The organism is Stenotrophomonas sp. YJH_SMC_29 (genome assembly GCF_059371235.1).
In genome coordinates this window covers 116,459-134,807 of record NZ_JCAFUK010000011.1, presented here as the reverse complement: position 1 = coordinate 134,807, position 18,349 = coordinate 116,459, and the positions used below count along the sequence as shown (strand labels likewise).

Genomic DNA, 18,349 nt, shown 5'->3' with positions numbered 1-18,349 from the left:
CGGGGGACGGAAGCGCTGGCTTCCGTCCCTTTCTTCTTTCAGGGCCACTGGTTGGCCGGCACCGCGCGGTCGCGCATGCGCACGACGCAGAATCGATGGCCGCAGGGCGCTTCCATCACCCACCAGCGTTTGACGAAGCCGATGCGACGGGCGCCGAGTTTTTCCAGGCGGTCGGCCTCGGCATCGATGTCGTCGCTCTCGATGTCCAGGTGCACCCGTGACGGGTGATCGACGCGTTGCACCTCCACGTCCAAGCCTGCCGGCGCGCCCAGCAGGTCGGCGTACTCGGCGCCGTCTTCGGCACGTGCCGCCTGCGCCTGCAGGCCCAGCGCGGCGGCCCAGAAGCGGGCAGCCTCGTCGGCGGGCATGTCCTGGCAGTCGATGATGAATCCGGCCAGCCGGCTCTGGTGTGCCATGTCCTGCTCCGCGGTCCAGGGGGATGCGGCAGGGTAGCGCGGTGCCCCGCGTGGACATCTTCACGTCCGTGACGTTTCTGACTCTGCCGAAACGGCGTCGCGCCGTGTAACTAGTGGGTCAGGCACCTGGGAGGACAAGCAATGGCGGACGGATGGCGGGATACCCAACGGATGTTGTTCGGCGATCCGGGCCCACCCGGTGCCGGGTTGTCGGTGGCGGTCGTGGTGCTGCTGGTGCTGGCGACGATGGCCGCTGCGGTCGGTTTCCTGCGCCTGCAGGATTCGATGCTCGGGCTGGGCCTGATCGGTGTGGCCGTGTTTCTGGCGATCGGCGCCCGCATCTGCCAGGCGCGCGACCAGCATCAGGCGCTGTATCGCCTGCTGTCGCGGCAGCCACCGCTGTAACGGCGGCTGCCGTGGCTGCTCAGTGCTTGGGCCAGTCCAGCTCGACCACCAGCGGGAAGTGGTCCGACGGCAGCACGCCATCGACGCGTCGGTCGTCGGTCAGGAAGCTGCGCGCATGGAAGCCGCGCACCAGCACCCAGTCCAGCTGCACGGTGGCCTTGCCGGTGAAATCGTGGAAGGTCAGCCGCGGGCCCTGCGGGGCCTTCACCTGGGTACGGGTGTCCTGCAGCACGCGGGTGAATGCCTTGTAGGTGTCGCCGCCGGGTTCGCTGTTGAAGTCACCGGTCAGCACGACGGGCAGATCGGCCGGCAGCTTGGCCACGCGCGTGCCGATCAGTTCGGCACACTTGACCCGCCGCGGTTCGTCTTCGTCGCGGTAGGGCAGGTGGGTGTTCATGAAGTAGAAGCGGCGGCCGTCGTCGATGCGGCGGAACAGCGCCCAGGTCACCATGCGCGGATACAGGTTGCCCCAGGTGATGCTGCCCGGCACGTCCGGTGTGTCGGACAGCCAGAAGTTGCCTGATTGCTCGATTGCCAGCACATTGCTGTCGTAGAACACACCCATGTGCTCGTCACCGCTGCCCCCGCGGCGGCCCTCGCCGAACCAGCGATAGCCGGGCAGGTGCCCGGCCAGGTAGTCGGCCTGCTCCTGCACCAGTTCCTGGGTGCCGATCACTGCGGGGTGTGCATCGAGGATGACCTTCACCATCGCGTCGCGGCGGTCAGGCCAGCGCTTGCCGGGTTCGGTATCGGCCGGGGTGCGCACATTGAACGACATCACCTTCAACGGCGCGGGGGCAGCCGCCCAGGCGCTGGTGAGAGGCAGGGCAAGGGCCAGCAGCGCAGAGAGCGCGGGGCGACGGAAACGCGACAACATCGTGGAATCCCTCCATTCCATGAAAACGGTTTCACGGAGCATCGCACGGATTGCCGGTGGATGGCTGTGCACGCGCTGGCGGCATCTGTCGGGAATGGGGCGTATTCAGCCTGGCGTTGACGGCGCATTGACCCGTCAGACCGGGCCTGCGTGCTAGAACGGCCGTGCCGGCCATTGAATCCGGCATCGCAGCAGCAAACCCACAACGGAACCACAAGGAGCTGTGCCATGACACGATTGATTCGCGCCCTGCAGGTGTCGCTGAACCTGCGTTCGGACAATTCCACCCAGTGCATCCGTTCCAAGTATCGCTACTGGAACATCTTCTGACCGGTAGGACGCCACATATTCGATGACATCGCCAGGGAAGGTCGATGATCTTCCCTGGCATCGGGGGGCAGGGCATGGATGAGCGTGCAGCGGATGCGGAAGTGGTTTCCATCGACGATCTGCTCGATCGCGTGCGCCGCGAAGGGCCGGTGCTGCGCTTCAACAATGATGTTGTCGGCATCTTTGATCCGGCCCTGGCGGTCAGGGTCGACAAGGCCAACACCGACCGGCACACAGTACCGGATTCGCTGATTGACTATCTTGGCCTGCGCCGTGCCCGCGACCCGGTCGCATGGCGTGAGGTGCGTGGACTGCTGAGCGAGCAGGCCGGACGCCTGGCCAGCCCCGGGCACATGCGCGATCTCTACGCGCGCATGCACGGCTTTCTCGCCCAGCGTGCTGATCGTGCGCATGACCTCAGCGAACTGAGCTGGTGGACGATCTCGCAGTCGCTGTTGCCGCTGCTGATCGATGGCCTCAGCCGCAGCGACGTCGACGCCCTCATCGGCGAGCAGAGGACCCGCTACAACGCCATCGTGCTGCAGAACTTCTCGTTCTGGCGGCGGATCATCGACTTCCACCTTTCCCGCCGCGCGGCGCGCACCGTGTCACGGCACATCCGGCGTCGTGCGCGGGAGAGCGCGCCGCGCGAGGACTTCCTGCAATCGCTGCTGCCGCTGGTGGAACGGGTCGGGGTGGACCGGGTGGCCTATCTGGTGTCGATGGTGCTGGCCGGCATGTCGGGCCTGCCCGGTATCACTGCCGCCAGCCTGCTCTACGCGATGCACCGTTTTCCGCACTGGCATGCGCGCATTCGCGAGGAAACCTCGGCGCTGAGCCTGGAGCAGCTGTATGCACTGCCGATCAAGTCCCTGCCGTGCACGTCGCGTTTCGTCAAGGAAACTCTGCGGCTGTGGCCGGGACTGTTCGCCCTGCATCGTCCCGCCTCGCACGATATCGACATCGAGGGTGTCTGCATCCGCAAGGGTGGGGCATACGAGCTGTCGTCCTACTTCCAGCATCATTCGCCGGAGTACTGGCAGAACCCGGACAGCTTCGATCCGGATCGCTGGTTGCCCGAGCGCCGACAGGCCAACAAGGGCGCCTATGTCCCGTTCGGATTCTCATCGCGTGCCTGCATCGGCAGCGCGGTCGGCCATGCCCAGCTGCTGCTGTTCTGCGCGCTGGTGACCCGCGATTTCGAGTTGTCGGTGCAGGAGGTGCCAGCACCCTGGATGCAGCTGGAGGGCTTTGCCATCCCGGTCGACTTCATCGGTACGTTGACGCCGCGGCGCGCATGACGGTCGCCACCGCGCGGGGCTCAGTCGTCGATCTCGCCTCGGCGGGCGGCCGCGCGCACCGCCTGCGCGGTGGTGGCCACGCCCAGCCGTTGCCGCGCTCGACGCAGGTGGTTCTCCACCGTGCGCGCAGACAGCCCCAGTGTGGCCGCGATGTCCGCCTGGCGCCGCCCAGCCGCGACCCAGCGCAGCACTTCACGTTCGCGCGCGCTCAAGGTGCCCGCGGGAACCTGCGCAGGCGCTTCGGCCAGACGCCGCGCCGCACGGAAGGCGGACGTGCCGACCATGTCCAGCAGCACGCGCGCGCTGGCGGACGCATCAATCGAGGTGCCGGCGAAGCTGACCGCACCTTCCAGACCGGTTTGGCCGAACACCGGAACCTGCAGCCCATGCAGGCCATCGCCGCGCGGCTGCTTCACCACCAGATAGCGTTCGCCGCGCACGCCCTGGCGCTTGCTCCAGAAGAACGGCGCCGTGCTGTCCAGTACATGGCGGTTGACCGGGCAGGCGTGGAGGTAGCGGGCGAGCCCGGTAGCGCTGCCGTCGTCGAACCAGTCCCCTTCGATCCAGTACACGCGCTGTGCGCCGCGTTCCAGGCCGGTCCCGGTGGCGAACACCAGCAGGCGGTCGTAGCCCAGGGGTGAGGCAGCGCGGCGCAGCACGCCGCCCACCGCGGCCAGTGAGCGCGCCTGTTCCAGTTCCAGCAACGCGGACACCAGCGCGGGCACTGGCTCAGCGCCCGGCCAACGCGTCCAGCAGCGTACGCGCGGCCAGCTTGCCCAGCGCGTTGCCCGCCAGCGGACTGTCGCCGGTCAGCAGCAGCCGATCCTGCAGCACGCTGCCATCGATGCCCTCATTGACGATCTGCACGCCCTGCTGCGCCAGCCGCTCACCGAAGAACCAACGCAGCTGCCCCGGCATGTAGCCGATCTCCGGCGTCTGCCGGTCCATCGCGTCGGGGAACGCGCAGATGCGGTAGCCACGGAACAGCGAGCTGCCTTCAGCTTCGTTGACGCCCGCCGCCAGCAGCGCCGCCGGTCCATGGCAAAGGGTGATGATGTGGCGCTGCGCGGCCATGGCCCAGTGCAGCGCGGCCTTCACTGCTGCGCTCTCCGGAAGGCCGATCAGTGCGCCATGGCCACCGGGAATGAACACGGCGGCATAGTCCGAATCGGCTCCCAGGCCGGCCACCACCGCGTCCAGCTGCAACGGCTGGCGGAAGCGCGCCTCGTAGCGTTCGTACAGTGCGCCGATCTCGCGGTCCTCGCGCGGGAAGGCCCACCATTCGAACTTGACGGGGTTGCCGGACAGCGTTGCCACGTCGATCCCGAAGCCGGCCTTGTCCAGGTGGTACATCGGCAGCAAGGTTTCCACGGGGTGGTTGCCGGTGGAGAACAGGTGGCCATTGGCGGTCGGCAGGTAACGCTCATCGGCAGCGATCATCAGCACCTTCCAGCGGCCGTCGCGGCGTGCATCCGGGTACTCGGCCCCGGACAGGTTGCTCTGGGGCGATGTGAACTGCGACAGCGAGTACGGCGACGGGAAGAAGGCATCGCGCTCGGCCGGATCGGGGCTGGGCTGGCGGCTGGGCTCTTGCGTGTGCATGCGGACCTCCGTGGGGGAAAGTGGACCCAGCATAAAAGGCCGCGCGCGCAGCCACGATGAGGGATTCCCCTCAATCGGGCCCTGCTACTTCAGCGGCGTCCGGTGCTGCTGCATGTCCTCATGCAGGATCCTGCGCAGTTCAACGATGGCCGGCGTGGCTTCCTGCACGCTGTGCCCGGACACGATCACCTTCTCCGAATCCGCATGCGGCAGGTGCGAGCTCCAGTAGGGCACCAGCCCGTCATCGGTCTTTTCCAGCGGGCCGTCGGCCTTGGCGCGGGCGATGATGGAGTGGTAGTGCACCCTGGGAGACATCGGCAGGTCGGTTACGGCCCGGACGAACGGGTCATCCTTGTCCAGATTCTGGATGCTGTTCATCTGGTAGCCGTGCTTGCCATCGGTGCGGTCGATCTGGCCGTCGTTGGCCAGCGTCGCCACGTCTTCCAGCACGGTCAGCGGCAGCCGGACCAGGCGGCCGATCCAGCGGCCGAGGCGGGTGCCGGCCACGTCGGTGCCGCGATGCGGGGTGGCGATGAACACCACCCGCGATACTTCCGGCTCCGGCAGGAAGGTCAGCACCGGCGCGCCCTTGGTGCGCAGCAGCTCGCGCTGGGCAGGCGTCATCTGCGCGGTGGCCAGCAGGGTATCGACCAGGTGGTCACCCGAGGAGGAGACCATCAACCGTGCGATCACTCCCCCCATGCTGTGCCCGACCAGGACCATGTCATGCGAGGCCTGCGCCTTGCCGCTGGGGTCGAAGTGCCTGAACACCTCGGCCAGCGTGTGGCGCATTGCATCGTGGCTCATCGCGATGGGCATGTTGGTGGGGTAATAGAACTGCCAGACCTGGAACGCCTGGCGGATCTCGTCGTCGCGCAGCAGTTCGTTGGCCACGTTGACCCACGCTTCCGGACTGCTGGCCAGGCCATGGATCATCAGCAGCACGCGACGGTTCGGGTCGTAGGGCTGCATCATGTACAGATGCGGCGTGTCGATGCCGCCCTTGCCACCGAACAGCGTGCGCAACGACTGGCGGCTGAAGTTGGAGCGGGCCAGCCACAGCGCGTAGCCGGCGGTGAAATTGGCTGCCAGCGGCACCTGCTGGCCGTGCAGGGTCACTTCCGAGACCTGGTAGGGATCGTGGATCTCCAGTTCCGGCTCGTCGTCATGCAGCACTTCCCACAGGTTCTTTCCCGAGAAGCGCAGCAGCACCGTCATCGATGGCGAAGGCATCTCGCTCCAGCTCTGCGTGGCAGAACGTCTTGCCTGCGGCGCCTGCGCCGCCTGCGCCGCCGCCGGAGGCGGAGTAGTCGTGCTGCCGGCCGGGTCGTCCATCACCGCCACCAGCTCGGCACCGAAGCCATCACGGCGGTGCACGCTGCGCAGCGTGCCGGTGAACGACAGCGAGGCGGCGGGTACCAGCTCGCTGGGGGTGCGCTGGTCCAGCGCCGATGCTTCGTCTGAAGGGGCCAGCACGAAGGTCCAGCGGCCCAGCCGGAGGTGGTTGGCCGTGTTGTGCACGCGCCCGGTGGCATAGGCATCGTACAGCTGCACCGAAGCCTCCTGCACCGCCAGGTTGTAGTAGTCGCGCACCTGGGTCTGGCGGTCCTCGAACCCCCGCTGGTTGGCGGTGCGCTCGGTGAAGAACAGATAGGCATAGGCCTGCCGCGCGACCTGCATCCACGCGTCCAGGCGCGGCTGGAAGTCGGCATCCAGCTCGGTGATCGCAGTCTTGGCCCGGCCTGAAGCGGAGTATTCGCGCTTCGGCGCCGGCAGGGTCATCGCATACTGCAGCCACAGCTCGGCCAGGCTGGAGCGCTTGTCTTCCTCGCGCACCACGATGCTGCCTTCCATCGCCTCGATGCAGGGCAGGCCGGGCTTGGCACAGGCCCCCTCATCGAGCCCGGCCACGCGCAGGGTCTCGGTGGTCGCCGCGCTGAGCTTGCCGGAGGTGAGGATGTCACCGCGCTTGAGCGCGATGTACTGGCCGGGCGTGACCGAAGCGACCTGCACCGACGGCCCGAACTGGCGCAGCGTCGCGCAGCCGCCCAGGGTGAGCAGCACGGTGATGATGAGGGTCGTGCGGCCGATCAAGCCCAAGCCCGTGGTAGCCATGCGATCCTCCTGCGCGGTGGCGCCACTCTAGCGGGCGGTCTGTCAAAGCGGAATATCCCGGGCGGTCGCCTCGACCGACGGACGCATTCACCGCTGGGCGATTGAGGCACCGGTGTGTGACACTGAAATGAATGGACGCCGACAGGCAACGCCGATGACGTGGCTGGAAACCCGGATTCCCCCACCACTGGTGATGCTGGCATGCGCGATGGCAGGTCTTGCCGCCAGTGCCTGGGGAAGCCCGTGGACCTGGCCCATGGCGTTTCCGGTGCTGGTGCCGGCGGCAGTGGCAGCCACGGGCGTGGCGCTGAATCTGCTGCCGAAGCTGGCGTTCCGCCGCGCCGGTACCACGGTCAATCCTCTGCGGCCGCAGGCGGCCAGCGCACTGGTCACGCACGGCGTGTACCGGCATACGCGCAATCCCATGTACCTGGGGCAGGCGCTGGTCCTGCTCGGCGCCATGCTCTACCTGCAGGATCTGCGCGCGCTGTTGGCGGTACCCCTGTTTGTCGTATACATCACACGCCTTCAGATCCTGCCCGAGGAACGCATGTTGTCGGCGCGCTTCCCCGACGCTTATGCAGCCTTCTGCAGGCGTGTACGGCGCTGGCTCTAGGCCAGGCCAGCGGGTGCATCCGTTCGGGCCGACGCTGCCTCTGGGATCTCCGGATCGCCGTGCCGTTCGGGCATCGCGGTTACGACTCTGTCGAGGCTCCTGGCGTCGCCCTGGCATTGAAGGGCGCCACGATCATCAACGGCGGTGATGCGATGGGTGCCATGCGCAGTATCGGCTGGTCACTCAAACGGGCAATGGAAAAGCCCGGAAACCCAGGCCGAGCGTGGGTTTCCGGAAGCCCGCAAGGTAGGTTGCAGTTTCCTGGGGCGTTCAGAAGGCTGTCACGCTAGAATCTCTGCACCATAAGGGGAGGTACAGGATGCGTAACCCAGTGCTGGCGCTCTGCGCGGTGGTTCTCGTTGCTTCAGCCGTTTCCGCTTGCTCAACCGTTCCGGTCACCGATACCACGGCAAGAGCGGTCCCTGCAGACCGGATCTACGAAAACGCCTATCTATCGCCCTCGCCGGAGCGCACGGCGACCATTTACGTCGCCCGCGACAAGGGATTTCTGGGATCGGGCTGCAGCCACGACATCTCGCTGAACAACGTGAAGATCATCGCCCTGCGGCAGTCCGAGGCTGCGACCCTTTATGTCGCTCCAGGCTCATACTTCCTGAAGCTGTCGACCGGTGGTGGGCTCTGCGCGAACATTTCCACTTCGCAGAACCTTACGCTGGCTGCCGGTGATCGACAGTCCTACCGCTCGACTACCCCGTCAGACGGAAACCTCCGGCTCACGCGGGAGCAATGAGCGGACAGGCGGAGCGCTGTCGCCAGGCGACACGCTCCAGGTGCTGAACGAGGTGAACCGCCGCCGATGATCGAATCATCGGTGAGAACGAACTGACGCGAACCAGTCGGGGACATAAAAAAGCCCGGGAACCCTTGTTATGCGGGGGTTCCCGGGCTTCTCCGGTCCTTGACGAACCGTTCGTTGGTGGAGGTGGGCGGAATTGAACCGCCGTCCGAAGGCACTCCATCCCCAGCACTACATGCTTAGCTCACCGTTGGATCTCGTCCCCGAACAGCACGGTGCGCAAAGCGCATCCGGGAACCAGCCTGTTGTGTTCTAGTGCCGGACTGACAGGCAGCCGCCCAGCGCGATTCCATGATAGTGACTCTACACCGCGAGCATGGACACAAGCGGTTTCGAGGCTTAGGCCTTAAGCGGCCAGAGCGTAGTTGTCGTCGTTGGCAACTAGAGTTTTGCAGCTGGATTTACGAGGAAAGCTACCCCCTCGGCATGCGCCAGGCGACTTCACAACCCCCGTCGAAACCAATGCACCCCCGGTTTCTTCAAGTTCTGCAAGGTACAAGGCCTGTTTCGTGTCGCCACGGCCAGTGCCTGCCCAACGCTGCCAATGCTACGCCAAAACAGCTGAACAGTCACCGTGGCAATCCACAACATGTTGTAGAGCCAGCGGCATAGCGGATTGGTAACGTCATTGGCACGAATTTGCGACACACTGGCGGCGACCATCCGGGCCAGGACAGACACGGAGACTGTGGGTGACCGATGCAAGCCAACAACGCAGCCTGCGGCAACTGATCGGGCCGGTCGGTGCCGACTACCAGCGGCGCGCGCTGCCGCCCGGCTGGGTCTGGGCGGTGCTGGCGGTGTTGCTTGCGGCCACCGGGCTGACCGAACTGCCGGCCACCGCGGCCGCGGCACTGGTTGCCAGCGCGGTGGTGGTGCACTGGTCGCAGCGCGGTCGCATCCATTGGCTGGGCTGGCGCCTGCCGGGCCTGGCGGTGTTGGCGGCCCTGCTGTGGGGGCCGGAAGTGCTGTCGCAGTGGTTCGAGCACGGGCTGGCCGTGGTCCTGATGTCGCTGGCCAGCCTCAGCATCGGCGTGCATGTGTGGCAGTCGCGGCAGATGGCGCGGCAACTCCAGGGCGCGGCCGATTCGCTGGATGACGCCCAGTTGCTGGCCCTGCTGCCGGCCGACGCGGCCCAGCTGGCGCAGCGGTGGCGCGCCGGCGATGACCGGCATGCGCCGGAACTGGCGGTGGTGATGCATCTGGCCGTGATGCACGCCGCGCTGGCACCGCGCATGCGAGGGCAGGGCGTGCTGGCGGGGTGACCGGCAGGCAACTCCAGCGCCGACACGACTACGACCCCGACAACGTCTTGCGCAGGTAGATCCGCTCGTGACCGGGTGGGCAATCGGGCAGTCGCCCATAGACGGTGTAGCCCTGCCGCAGATAGAAAGCTTCGGCCTGCCAGTCGAAGGTATCCAGCATCACGTTGCGGGCGCCAAGCTGGCGCGCGGCGGCTTCTGCTTCCGCCAGCAGGCGCTGGCCGATGCCTTGCCCGCGCAGTTCCGGATCCACCCACAGCACATGTACCTGCAGCCAGCCGGCACAGACGTCGGCCAGCACACCACCGCGCAGCGCGCCGTGCTCGTCATGCCAGGCCAGGCGGACTGGAGTCTCATCGAGTGAATCGCCGCCGTGGGCCTGGTTGAAGGCCAGCAGGCGCGCGCACAACGTGCGCGTTTCATCGGCGCTGGCAGTCACCAGGGCGCCGATGCGGGCGGTCATGCGTCGCGGTTGCCGCGACGCATCACGCGCTGCTTCTCGATCGCCCAGTCGCGGTCCTTGGCGGCATCGCGCTTGTCGTGGGTCTGCTTGCCCTTGGCCAGCGCGATCTCGAGCTTGATCTTGTTCTTGCTCCAGTACATCGCGGTGGGCACGATCGTGTAGCCATCGCGCTCGACCTTGCCGACCAGCTTGTCGATCTCGCTACGGTGCAGCAGCAGCTTGCGCTCGCGGCGATCTTCGGCCACCACGTGGGTCGAGGCCTGGATCAACGGGGTGATCTGTGCGCCGATCAGGTAGATCTCGCCGCGCTTCACGTAGGCGTAGGCGTCGATGATGTTGCCGCGGCCAGCGCGGATCGACTTCACCTCCCAGCCCTGCAGGGCCAGGCCGGCCTCGAACCGTTCTTCGATGTGGTATTCGTGGCGGGCACGCTTGTTCAACGCGATGGTTTTGTTGGCCGTCGCGCTCTTTGCTTTATCCTTGCCGCTGTTCTTGCTCATTTCCGTATTGTCTCCGATTCGGGCCCGCCCGGTCGATTGCCGAAACGTCCTGTATTCATGCCAACTATCCGCCGCAGCGCCCTGGTCGAACATTCGGCCGCGCGCATGTTCGACCTGGTCAACGATGTCCAGGCCTATCCGAGCCGTTTCCGCTGGTGCTCGGCTGCCCAGATCCTGGAGCAGGGCGAGGACCGCCTGGTGGCGCGCCTTGACCTGGGCTTGGGTTCGTTCAGCACCTGGTTCCAGACGGAAAACACGCTGCGGCGCCCGCACAGCATCGATATGCAGCTGCGCGACGGCCCGTTCAAGCAGCTGCACGGCCGTTGGGAGTTCCATGCGCTGGCCGAGGACGCCTGCAAGGTCACTCTCACCCTGGAGTTCGAACCCAGCTCGCGCCTGCTTGGTCCTGCATTGGCGCTGGGCTTCCAGAGCCTGGCCGACCGCATGGTCAACGACTTCATCCGCGTCGCCGACGAGGCCTGAGCGATGATCGAGGTCGAGGTGGTACTGGCCTGGCCACAGCGGGTGCTGTCGCGCCGACTGAAACTGGAGGAGGGTGCCACCGTGGCCGACGCCATTGCCGCTGCGGCGCTGGAAGGCAGTGCCGTTTGTCCGGCCGCCGCCGTGCACGGCGTCCTGGCGCGTCCGCAGCAGGTGCTGCTGGATGGCGACCGCATCGAACTGCTGCGCCCGCTGCTGGCCGATCCAAAGGACAACCGCCGGCGTCGCGCGCTCGGCGGTTGATCCCGGCAACCCGTCGTTGCGGACGGGCAGGGGGCTCAGCGGCCCTTCTTCTTCTTGTCCTTCGGCAGGTTGCGGCCGAACTGGCGCACGGTCTGCTGGGCCAGGGCCTTGTCGTTGCCCGGGAAGTAGTCGCCTTCCCAGCGGGTCACGGTGTCATTCTCGAAGAAGACCACGAAGTTCTTCACTTCGGTGCGGCCCAGGCGGTTCACGCGCTGGCTGGACGTGTAGTCCCAGCGTTGGGCGTGGAACGGGTCGGGAATGGACGGGGTGCCCAGCAGCGCGCTGACCTGCTGCTTGCTCTGCCCGACCTGCAGCTTGGCCACGGCATCTTCCCGGATCAGGTTGCCCTGATAGATGGGTTGCTTGTAGATGATGCCGCACCCGGTGGTGGACAGGGCGACGGCGGCGACCAACAGGAGATTGCGCATCGGGACTGGCGGTTGGGGAAATCAAACCGATGATACACTCCCGGCGTGCCACCGCGACCCAATCCGAGGCAGCTGGCGCTAAATCGCCAATGAACGGAGACCTATGGAAACCCACGACCTGCGTAAAGTCGGCCTGAAGGTGACCCATCCGCGGATGCGGATCCTGGCGCTGCTCGAACAGCGCAATGCCCAGCACCACCAGCACCACATGACCGCCGAGGACATCTACCGCCAGCTGCTCGAGCATGGCGACGAGATCGGCCTGGCGACGGTCTACCGGGTGCTGACCCAGTTCGAGGCCGCCGGCCTCGTGCTCAAGCACAATTTCGAGGGCGGCCAGGCCGTTTACGAGCTGGACCGTGGTGGCCACCACGACCATATGGTCGACGTGGACAGCGGCAAGATCATCGAATTCGAAAGCCATGAGATCGAGGAGCTGCAGCGCAAGATCGCGGCCGATCACGGCTATGAGCTGGAAGAACACTCGCTGGTGCTGTACGTGCGCAAGAAGCGCAAGTAAGCCGTTCCGGCCAGCCGCCAGCGACGAAACCCCGGGCCTGCCCGGGGTTTTTGGTTGATGGGGTCAGAGCCCTTTCCCTTCAGGAGAGGGGGCCGACCCCGGGCGCTCCGCGGCGTCGGACCCCTTGCAACCCAGCAGGACCTCAAGGTCCACCGCCTCGGCCATCGCCCGGTTGCCGGCATCCCCCGGGTGGAGGTGGTCGCCGGAGTCGTAGGGGGCGGCCATCCGCGCCGGGTCGGTCGGGTCGCGCAGCGCCGCGTCCAGGTCGATCACCGCGTCGAACGGGCTGTCCGAGCGCAGCCAGGCGTTGAGCTGCTGGCGCAGGGCATCCTTGTCCGGATGGTAGTAATCGTCCAGTGGCGTGCCGGGCAGGGCGCCGGCAAACGGCGGCAACGTGGCGCCGACGATACGCACGCCCCGGTGGCGCGCACGTTCGGCCAGGGTGCGATAGCCCGCCTGCAGTTCGGCCAGCGTCGGTCGGGCCTGGCCCCGGGCGAACGCGGTGCCGGGCCAGCTGATGTCGTTGATGCCGATCAGCACGATGACGCTGGCTACCCCGGGTTGATCCAGTGCATCGCGCTGGAAGCGGGCCAGGGCGGACTCACCCATGCCGTCGCTCAGCAGCCGATTGCCGGAAATGCCCGCATTGACCACCGCCACCCCGCGCGGGGCCAGCCGCGCGGCCAAGTGGTCGGTCCAGCGCTGGTCCTGGTCGAGGCTGGCCGTGGCGCCATCGGTGATCGAGTCGCCGATCACCACCACGCTGCGCGCGCTGGCGTTGGCCTCGACCTCGATACCGGCCAGGAGCAGGCGCGCGGTGGTGCTGCTGGCAGCGCGCAGCATCTGGGCTTGGCTCTGGTCGCCAGCGGCGATCCAGCTGGTCTGGCGACCGTCCCAATGGAACGTCTGGACCGCTGCCGGCCCCGGCACGAAGACACTGACCTGCAGTGCCTGGCGGTCGTCGGTGGCAAGCGCGAGCGGGTCGCTCAGCCGCTCCTGGCCGGGGCCGATCAGCACGCCGGGTTGGCCATCGAAGCTGAGTGGCCGAGGGGCGCCGTCCATGCGTGCGGAGACGCTGGCGGCGCCGATCCGCAGCGGCTGCGTACCGTAGGCATTGCTCAGGCGCACCCGCAACCGTGCACCGCCCAGGCTGATGCGCGCGGTCTGGCGGAACGTCTGGTCGTGCAGCGTGGTCGGGACCAGCGTCGGGAACAGGAAATCCGCGCGCCAGACCGGTTGCGGGCTGGCCTGCCAGCTGGCGACCCAGTGCGCAGTGGGCGAGGCGCCGGCCGCGCCGGACAGGGCGAGCAGGACGGTGGCAGTGAGCTGGCGCAAACGGGTCATCGGTCGGTCCGGAGGAAAGGGACGGCCATGGTGATTCCGGGTTCACCTGTGAACTAGACTGCGCATGGACAATCATCTGTGAACTGGATTCATCGCCATGGCGCGATCCGACATCAACCGATCCGGCGAACTGGAAGTGTTCGTGCGGGTGATCGAGACCGGTGGCTTTTCTGCCGCCGCCCGCAGCCTGGACATGACGCCCTCGGCGGTAAGCAAGCTGGTGGCACGGCTGGAGCAGCGGCTCGGCACGCGCCTGCTGCAGCGCTCCACCCGCCAGCTGCAGCTGACCCCGGAAGGCTGCGCGTTCTACGAGCGTGGCCTGCGCGTGCTGGCTGACCTCGAGGAAGCCGAGCGCTGCGCCAGCGCCCATGCCGAGCCGCGCGGGCGGCTGCGGGTCAACTCCAACGTGCCGTTCGGCCAGCATTTCCTGTTGCCGCTGCTGCCGGCGTTCCTGGCGCGCAACCCGCAGGTGGGGGTGGACCTGACCCTCAATGATGAAGTGATCGACCTGCTGGAGCAGCGCACCGACGTGGCGGTAAGGGCCGGTCCGCTGAAAAGCTCCAGCCTGGTCGCGCGTCGGCTGGGCGCGACGCGGATGATGATCGTGGCCGCGCCGGCGTACCTGCAGCGGCATGGGATGCCGCGCAACGCCGAGGAACTGCAGTCCCACAACCGGCTGGACATCGGTCATGCGCGCGCGATGCAGGGCTGGCCGCTGCTGCAGGACGGGCGCGAGCGGATGGTGCTGCCCAGTGGCAATGCCCGTGCCAGCAACGGCGACGCGCTGCGCCAGCTGGTGCTGGGCGGGCTGGGCATGGCCCGCCTGGCCGCGTTCCAGGTGCAGGACGACATCGCCGCCGGGCGCCTGCTGCCGGTGCTGGAAGAGGCCAATCCGGGTGACCTGGAAGAGGTGCACGCGGTGTTCCTGGGGCAGGGGGGCTACCTGCCGCTGCGGGTGCGCGCCTTCCTCGATTTTCTGGTGGAAAACGTCGACCTGACACAGCCACGGGGGTAATGCCGGCCGCTGGCCGGCAACCTCCCGATCTTCGTCCCCGTGTGTTGGGTTGCCGGCCAGCGGCCGGCACTACCGTCCGGAAGCCGGGCCCACGCGCTGCTCTGCCGGCCTCAGGCCTGCAGCAGCTTGCGTGCGGCGGCGCGCGCTTCCTTGCTCACTTCCACGCCACCCAGCATGCGCGCCAGTTCTTCCTCGCGGGCCTTGCTGTCCAGTTTTTCCACTGCGCTCTGGGTCATGCCTTCCACCGGCGCCTTGCTGACCCGGTAGTGGGCGTGGCCCTTGGAGGCGACCTGTGGCAGGTGGGTCACGCACAGGACCTGGCGCTTCTCGCCAAGGGCGCGCAGCTTCTGGCCGACGATGTCCGCCACCGCGCCACCGATGCCGGAGTCCACTTCGTCGAACACCATCGTCGGCACCGCGTCCAGGTCGAGCGCGGCCACTTCGATGGCCAGCGAGATGCGCGACAGTTCGCCACCGGAGGCCACCTTGCGCAGGGCTCGGGGTGGCTGCCCGGCGTTGGCCGCCACCAGGAATTCCACGCGCTCGGCGCCCTGCGGATCGGGTTTGCCGGCATCCTGCGGCTCCAGTTCGATCAGGAACTGGCCGCCGCCCATGCCCAGCTCGGCGATGATGCCGGTGGTGGTGGCCGACAGCTCGGCGGCGGCACTGCGGCGGCTGGCCGTCAGCCGTTCGGCCTGCGCGCGCCAGGCGGCGGCGGCCTTGTCGATCTCGCCGGCCAGGCGCTGCAGGCGCTCGTCGGCGCCGCGCAGCTGCTCCACTTCGGCATGCATGCGCTCGCGCTGCGCGCCCAGCTCGTCCATCGGCACGCGGTGCTTGCGGGCCAGGTCGTGGAGGCGGCCAAGGCGGCGCTCGTTCTCCTCGAACTGCTCCGGGTCGGCGTCGAGATCGTCATGCACGCGGTCCAGCAGCGACAGGGCCTCGTGCAACTGGATCGAGGCGTTCTCGATCAGGCCGTCCACCTCGCCCAGCCGCGGGTCGTGTTCGATCAGGCGCGACAGCTCGTGGCGCACCTGCTGCAGCAGGTCCAGCGCGGAACTGCCGTCATCGCCGTTGAGCTGGTTGCTGGCGGCCTGGCAGGCGCTCAGCAGGGCGCTGGCATGCGCCTGGCGGCGGTGGCTGGCGCCCAGCGCGGCAATCGATTCCGGTTCCAGGTCCTCGCGGTCGAGTTCGCGCAGCTGGTGCTCGAGGAAGCCGATCCGGTCACTGACGTCGCCCTGTTGTGACAGCGCCAGCGATTCATCGACCAGTGCCTGCCAGGCGGCGGCGGCGCGGCGCACCTGGCGGCGTTCTTCCTCGTTGCCGGCGTAGGCGTCGAGCAGGGCCAGCTGCGACGGGCGTGCCAGCAGGGCCTGCTGTTCATGCTGGCCGTGGATCTCCACCAGCCGCGAGGCCAGGTCGGCCAGCTGTGCCAGGGTCACCGGACGGCCGTTGATCCAGGCCCGCGAGCCACCGTCTGCGCGGATCACGCGGCGCAGCTGGCATTGGTCCTCGTCGTCCAGCTCGTTGTCGGCCAGCCACTGGCGCGCGGCCTGCAGCTGGTCCAGCACGAACTCGGCCGACAGCTCGGCGCGTGCGGCGCCGTGGCGGACCACGCCGCTGTCGGCGCGCAGGCCGGACAGGAAGCCCAGCGCGTCGACCATCAGCGACTTGCCGGCGCCGGTCTCGCCTGAAACCACGGTCATGCCTGGCCCGAACTCCAGTTCGGTGGCGCGGACGACGGCAAAATCCTTGATCGAAAGATGTCTGAGCATGGGTAAGGGGGTATCAGCAGCCGCGCAACGCTAGCACGCGGGCGCGGGAGGTCCAATGACTTGCCAAGGTGATGCGCCGCCATTATCTAGTGTCCGTGTCTCACAGGTTGATTCCATGCACGGTTCTCCCGACCAGCTTGCCCCGCGTGCGCGCCATCTGCTGCGCACGCTGATCGCGCGTTACATCCAGGACGGTGAGCCGGTCGGCTCGCAGACGCTGGCGCGCGTGGCCGGCCTGGAGGTCAGCCCGGCGACCATCCGCAACATCCTCGGCGACCTGGAAGACCTGGGCCTGCTGGCTTCGCCGCACACGTCGGCCGGGCGCGTCCCGACCGCGCATGGCTACCGGGTGTTCGTCGACAGCCTGCTGCAGATGCAGCCGCCGGGCGAGGGCGAACTGGCCCGCCTGCGCCAGGAACTGGCCGGTGGCGGCAGTACCCAGGCCCTGCTCGGCAGCGCTTCGGAACTGTTGTCGGCGATGAGCCACTTCGTCGGCGTGGTCAGCGCGCCGCGGCGGGAGCAGTTCGCCTTCCGCCAGATCGATTTTGTGCCGCTGGACGGACGGCGGGTGTTGGCGATCCTGGTGTTCGCCGACAACGAGGTGCAGAACCGGGTCATCGAGACCCGCCAGGAGTTTGCGCCGGGCCAGCTGGAACAGGTCGCCAACTACCTCAATGCGCATTTCGCCGGCCTGCCGATGGCCGAGATCCGCACCCGCCTGCTGCTGGAGCTGCACGACGCCCGTTCCGAACTGGAGCAGCTGCTGGCGCACAGCATCGAACTGGCCGAGCAGGCCCTGCAGCCGGCGGCTGACGACATGCTGGTGGCCGGGCAGACCCGGCTGATGGGGGTGCAGGACCTGTCCGACCTGGAGCGCCTGCGTGAACTGTTCGAGCTGTTCTCCAGCAAGCGCGAGATCCTGCAGTTGCTGGAACGGACCATCCAGGCTCCGGGCGTGCGCATCTTCATCGGCGAGGAGACCGGGATGATGCCGCTCCAAGGCGTCTCGCTGGTGACCGCCCCTTATACCGCCAACGGCCAGGTGCTGGGCGTGCTGGGGGTGATCGGTCCCAAGCGGATGGCCTACGACCGCGTCATCCCGCTGGTCCAGGCCACGGCCGATGTGCTCGGCGCGGCCTTTTCACCGGCCGGGCGCACGCCGGGAACATCCGACGCTTGAAACGCAGCATCCCGCCCACACTAGGGTGGTTGGAGGCGGAGTTTGACCGCCAGGGACCCAGACATGAACCACGAACAGCCAGATATCGAATCCCAGCAGAGTGCCGCCGATGCGGCCGCCACCGCCGGCGTCAACGACGAAGTCGAGCGCCTGCGCGCCGAAATCGAACAGGTCAAGGCCGATGCCCTGCGTGAGCGCGCCGACCTGGAGAACCAGCGCAAGCGCGTTGCCCGTGACATCGAACAGGCCCGCAAGTTCGCCAACGAGAAGCTGCTGGGCGATCTGCTGCCCGTGTTCGACAGCCTGGATGCCGGCCTGAAGGCCGCCGGCGACGACCCGCACCCGCTGCGCGAAGGCCTGGAGCTGACTTACAAGCAGCTGCTCAAGGTCGCTGCCGACAACGGCCTGGTCCTGCTGGACCCGATCGGCCAGCCGTTCAACCCGGAACACCACCAGGCGATCAGCCAGGCCCCGACCCCGGGTGCCGCCCCGGGCAGCGTGGTGACCGTGTTCCAGAAGGGCTACCTGCTCAACGAGCGCCTGCTGCGGCCGGCGCTGGTGGTGGTGGCCGCCGAGTGATCCCGCGGGGCCGGGCGGCGGACAGAGACCGCCACCCGACCCGACGCTGAACGCGCCGGATGA

General features: G+C 67.5%; 21 protein-coding genes and 1 other RNA gene. 11 read left to right on the top strand and 11 right to left on the bottom strand.

Annotation, left to right across the window (positions count from 1 at the left end; translation table 11 throughout):
* Positions 1–38 precede the first annotated feature (38 nt).
* Complete coding sequence (locus tag AC5P9I_RS13535) at positions 39–416, bottom strand: VOC family protein (protein WP_187756630.1); 378 nt, start codon at positions 414–416, stop codon at positions 39–41.
* A gap of 141 nt (positions 417–557) precedes the next feature.
* On the opposite strand from AC5P9I_RS13535, the gene AC5P9I_RS13530 reads away from it, so the two are divergent.
* Entirely contained in the window at positions 558–821 is a 264-nt protein-coding gene (locus tag AC5P9I_RS13530) for a hypothetical protein (RefSeq protein ID WP_049470327.1), read from the top strand.
* A 19-nt stretch (positions 822–840) separates the two neighbouring features.
* Here AC5P9I_RS13530 and AC5P9I_RS13525 read toward each other — a convergent pair whose 3' ends face one another.
* Positions 841–1,698, bottom strand: a complete 858-nt coding sequence (locus tag AC5P9I_RS13525) for an endonuclease/exonuclease/phosphatase family protein (RefSeq protein WP_235645206.1) — start codon at positions 1,696–1,698, stop codon at positions 841–843.
* Positions 1,699–2,072: 374 nt separating this feature from the next.
* On the opposite strand from AC5P9I_RS13525, the gene AC5P9I_RS13520 reads away from it, so the two are divergent.
* On the top strand, positions 2,073–3,329 hold the full coding sequence (locus AC5P9I_RS13520; protein WP_231353043.1) for a cytochrome P450: 1,257 nt from the start codon (positions 2,073–2,075) through the stop codon (positions 3,327–3,329).
* 20 nt (positions 3,330–3,349) lie between these two features.
* Here AC5P9I_RS13520 and AC5P9I_RS13515 read toward each other — a convergent pair whose 3' ends face one another.
* The 3 genes from AC5P9I_RS13515 to AC5P9I_RS13505 form a co-directional block, all read right to left on the bottom strand.
* Positions 3,350–4,054 (bottom strand): PA1136 family autoinducer-binding transcriptional regulator, encoded by a 705-nt coding sequence (locus AC5P9I_RS13515; protein ID WP_049470322.1) that lies wholly within the window; start codon positions 4,052–4,054, stop codon positions 3,350–3,352.
* 4 nt (positions 4,055–4,058) lie between these two features.
* Positions 4,059–4,931, bottom strand: coding sequence for a glyoxalase III HchA (gene hchA, locus AC5P9I_RS13510; protein ID WP_049470319.1), 873 nt, complete (start codon positions 4,929–4,931; stop codon positions 4,059–4,061).
* 84 nt (positions 4,932–5,015) lie between these two features.
* On the bottom strand, positions 5,016–7,046 hold the full coding sequence (locus tag AC5P9I_RS13505; protein ID WP_088475893.1) for an esterase/lipase family protein: 2,031 nt from the start codon (positions 7,044–7,046) through the stop codon (positions 5,016–5,018).
* Between the two features lie 154 nt (positions 7,047–7,200).
* On the opposite strand from AC5P9I_RS13505, the gene AC5P9I_RS13500 reads away from it, so the two are divergent.
* Positions 7,201–7,662, top strand: coding sequence for a methyltransferase family protein (locus AC5P9I_RS13500; RefSeq protein ID WP_049470313.1), 462 nt, complete (start codon positions 7,201–7,203; stop codon positions 7,660–7,662).
* 319 nt (positions 7,663–7,981) lie between these two features.
* A complete protein-coding gene (locus AC5P9I_RS13495) occupies positions 7,982–8,413 on the top strand; it encodes a hypothetical protein (protein ID WP_187756631.1) in 432 nt (143 codons plus the stop codon).
* A gap of 184 nt (positions 8,414–8,597) precedes the next feature.
* Here the strand turns inward: AC5P9I_RS13495 and ssrA are convergent.
* Positions 8,598–8,951, bottom strand: a transfer-messenger RNA (tmRNA) gene (gene ssrA / locus AC5P9I_RS13490).
* Between the two features lie 220 nt (positions 8,952–9,171).
* Between ssrA and AC5P9I_RS13485 the strand changes: the two genes are divergently transcribed.
* Complete coding sequence (locus tag AC5P9I_RS13485) at positions 9,172–9,744, top strand: hypothetical protein (RefSeq protein ID WP_049470310.1); 573 nt, start codon at positions 9,172–9,174, stop codon at positions 9,742–9,744.
* A 28-nt stretch (positions 9,745–9,772) separates the two neighbouring features.
* Here the strand turns inward: AC5P9I_RS13485 and AC5P9I_RS13480 are convergent, their stop codons facing one another.
* Positions 9,773–10,204, bottom strand: coding sequence for a GNAT family N-acetyltransferase (locus tag AC5P9I_RS13480; RefSeq protein WP_049470307.1), 432 nt, complete (start codon positions 10,202–10,204; stop codon positions 9,773–9,775).
* Positions 10,201–10,704, bottom strand: coding sequence for an SsrA-binding protein SmpB (gene smpB / locus AC5P9I_RS13475; RefSeq protein ID WP_049470305.1), 504 nt, complete (start codon positions 10,702–10,704; stop codon positions 10,201–10,203). Before smpB ends, AC5P9I_RS13480 begins: the two co-directional genes overlap by 4 nt.
* A gap of 57 nt (positions 10,705–10,761) precedes the next feature.
* Here smpB and AC5P9I_RS13470 point away from each other — a divergent pair, with 57 nt between their 5' ends.
* Positions 10,762–11,187: a type II toxin-antitoxin system RatA family toxin gene (locus tag AC5P9I_RS13470; protein WP_049470304.1), complete on the top strand. Its 426-nt coding sequence runs from the start codon at positions 10,762–10,764 to the stop codon at positions 11,185–11,187.
* Positions 11,188–11,190: 3 nt separating this feature from the next.
* Complete coding sequence (locus tag AC5P9I_RS13465; RefSeq protein ID WP_049470301.1) at positions 11,191–11,448, top strand: RnfH family protein; 258 nt, start codon at positions 11,191–11,193, stop codon at positions 11,446–11,448.
* Positions 11,449–11,483: 35 nt separating this feature from the next.
* Here the strand turns inward: AC5P9I_RS13465 and AC5P9I_RS13460 are convergent, their stop codons facing one another.
* The gene (locus AC5P9I_RS13460; RefSeq protein WP_049470299.1) at positions 11,484–11,876 is read right to left on the bottom strand and encodes an outer membrane protein assembly factor BamE; all 393 of its coding nucleotides are present in this window, start codon (positions 11,874–11,876) and stop codon (positions 11,484–11,486) included.
* A gap of 103 nt (positions 11,877–11,979) precedes the next feature.
* On the opposite strand from AC5P9I_RS13460, the gene fur reads away from it, so the two are divergent.
* On the top strand, positions 11,980–12,396 hold the full coding sequence (gene fur / locus AC5P9I_RS13455; RefSeq protein WP_014646807.1) for a ferric iron uptake transcriptional regulator: 417 nt from the start codon (positions 11,980–11,982) through the stop codon (positions 12,394–12,396).
* A gap of 63 nt (positions 12,397–12,459) precedes the next feature.
* Here fur and AC5P9I_RS13450 read toward each other — a convergent pair whose 3' ends face one another.
* On the bottom strand, positions 12,460–13,740 hold the full coding sequence (locus tag AC5P9I_RS13450; RefSeq protein ID WP_088475827.1) for an SGNH/GDSL hydrolase family protein: 1,281 nt from the start codon (positions 13,738–13,740) through the stop codon (positions 12,460–12,462).
* A 97-nt stretch (positions 13,741–13,837) separates the two neighbouring features.
* Between AC5P9I_RS13450 and AC5P9I_RS13445 the strand changes: the two genes are divergently transcribed.
* On the top strand, positions 13,838–14,755 hold the full coding sequence (locus AC5P9I_RS13445; protein ID WP_049470293.1) for a LysR family transcriptional regulator: 918 nt from the start codon (positions 13,838–13,840) through the stop codon (positions 14,753–14,755).
* 110 nt (positions 14,756–14,865) lie between these two features.
* On the opposite strand, the gene recN is transcribed toward AC5P9I_RS13445, so the two are convergent.
* Positions 14,866–16,527, bottom strand: a complete 1,662-nt coding sequence (gene recN, locus AC5P9I_RS13440; RefSeq protein WP_088475826.1) for a DNA repair protein RecN — start codon at positions 16,525–16,527, stop codon at positions 14,866–14,868.
* A gap of 115 nt (positions 16,528–16,642) precedes the next feature.
* On the opposite strand from recN, the gene hrcA reads away from it, so the two are divergent.
* Both hrcA and grpE read left to right on the top strand, forming a co-directional pair.
* Positions 16,643–17,707, top strand: a complete 1,065-nt coding sequence (gene hrcA / locus AC5P9I_RS13435) for a heat-inducible transcriptional repressor HrcA (RefSeq protein WP_053463285.1) — start codon at positions 16,643–16,645, stop codon at positions 17,705–17,707.
* A gap of 63 nt (positions 17,708–17,770) precedes the next feature.
* The gene (gene grpE, locus AC5P9I_RS13430) at positions 17,771–18,286 is read left to right on the top strand and encodes a nucleotide exchange factor GrpE (protein WP_019661244.1); all 516 of its coding nucleotides are present in this window, start codon (positions 17,771–17,773) and stop codon (positions 18,284–18,286) included.
* Positions 18,287–18,349 lie beyond the last annotated feature (63 nt).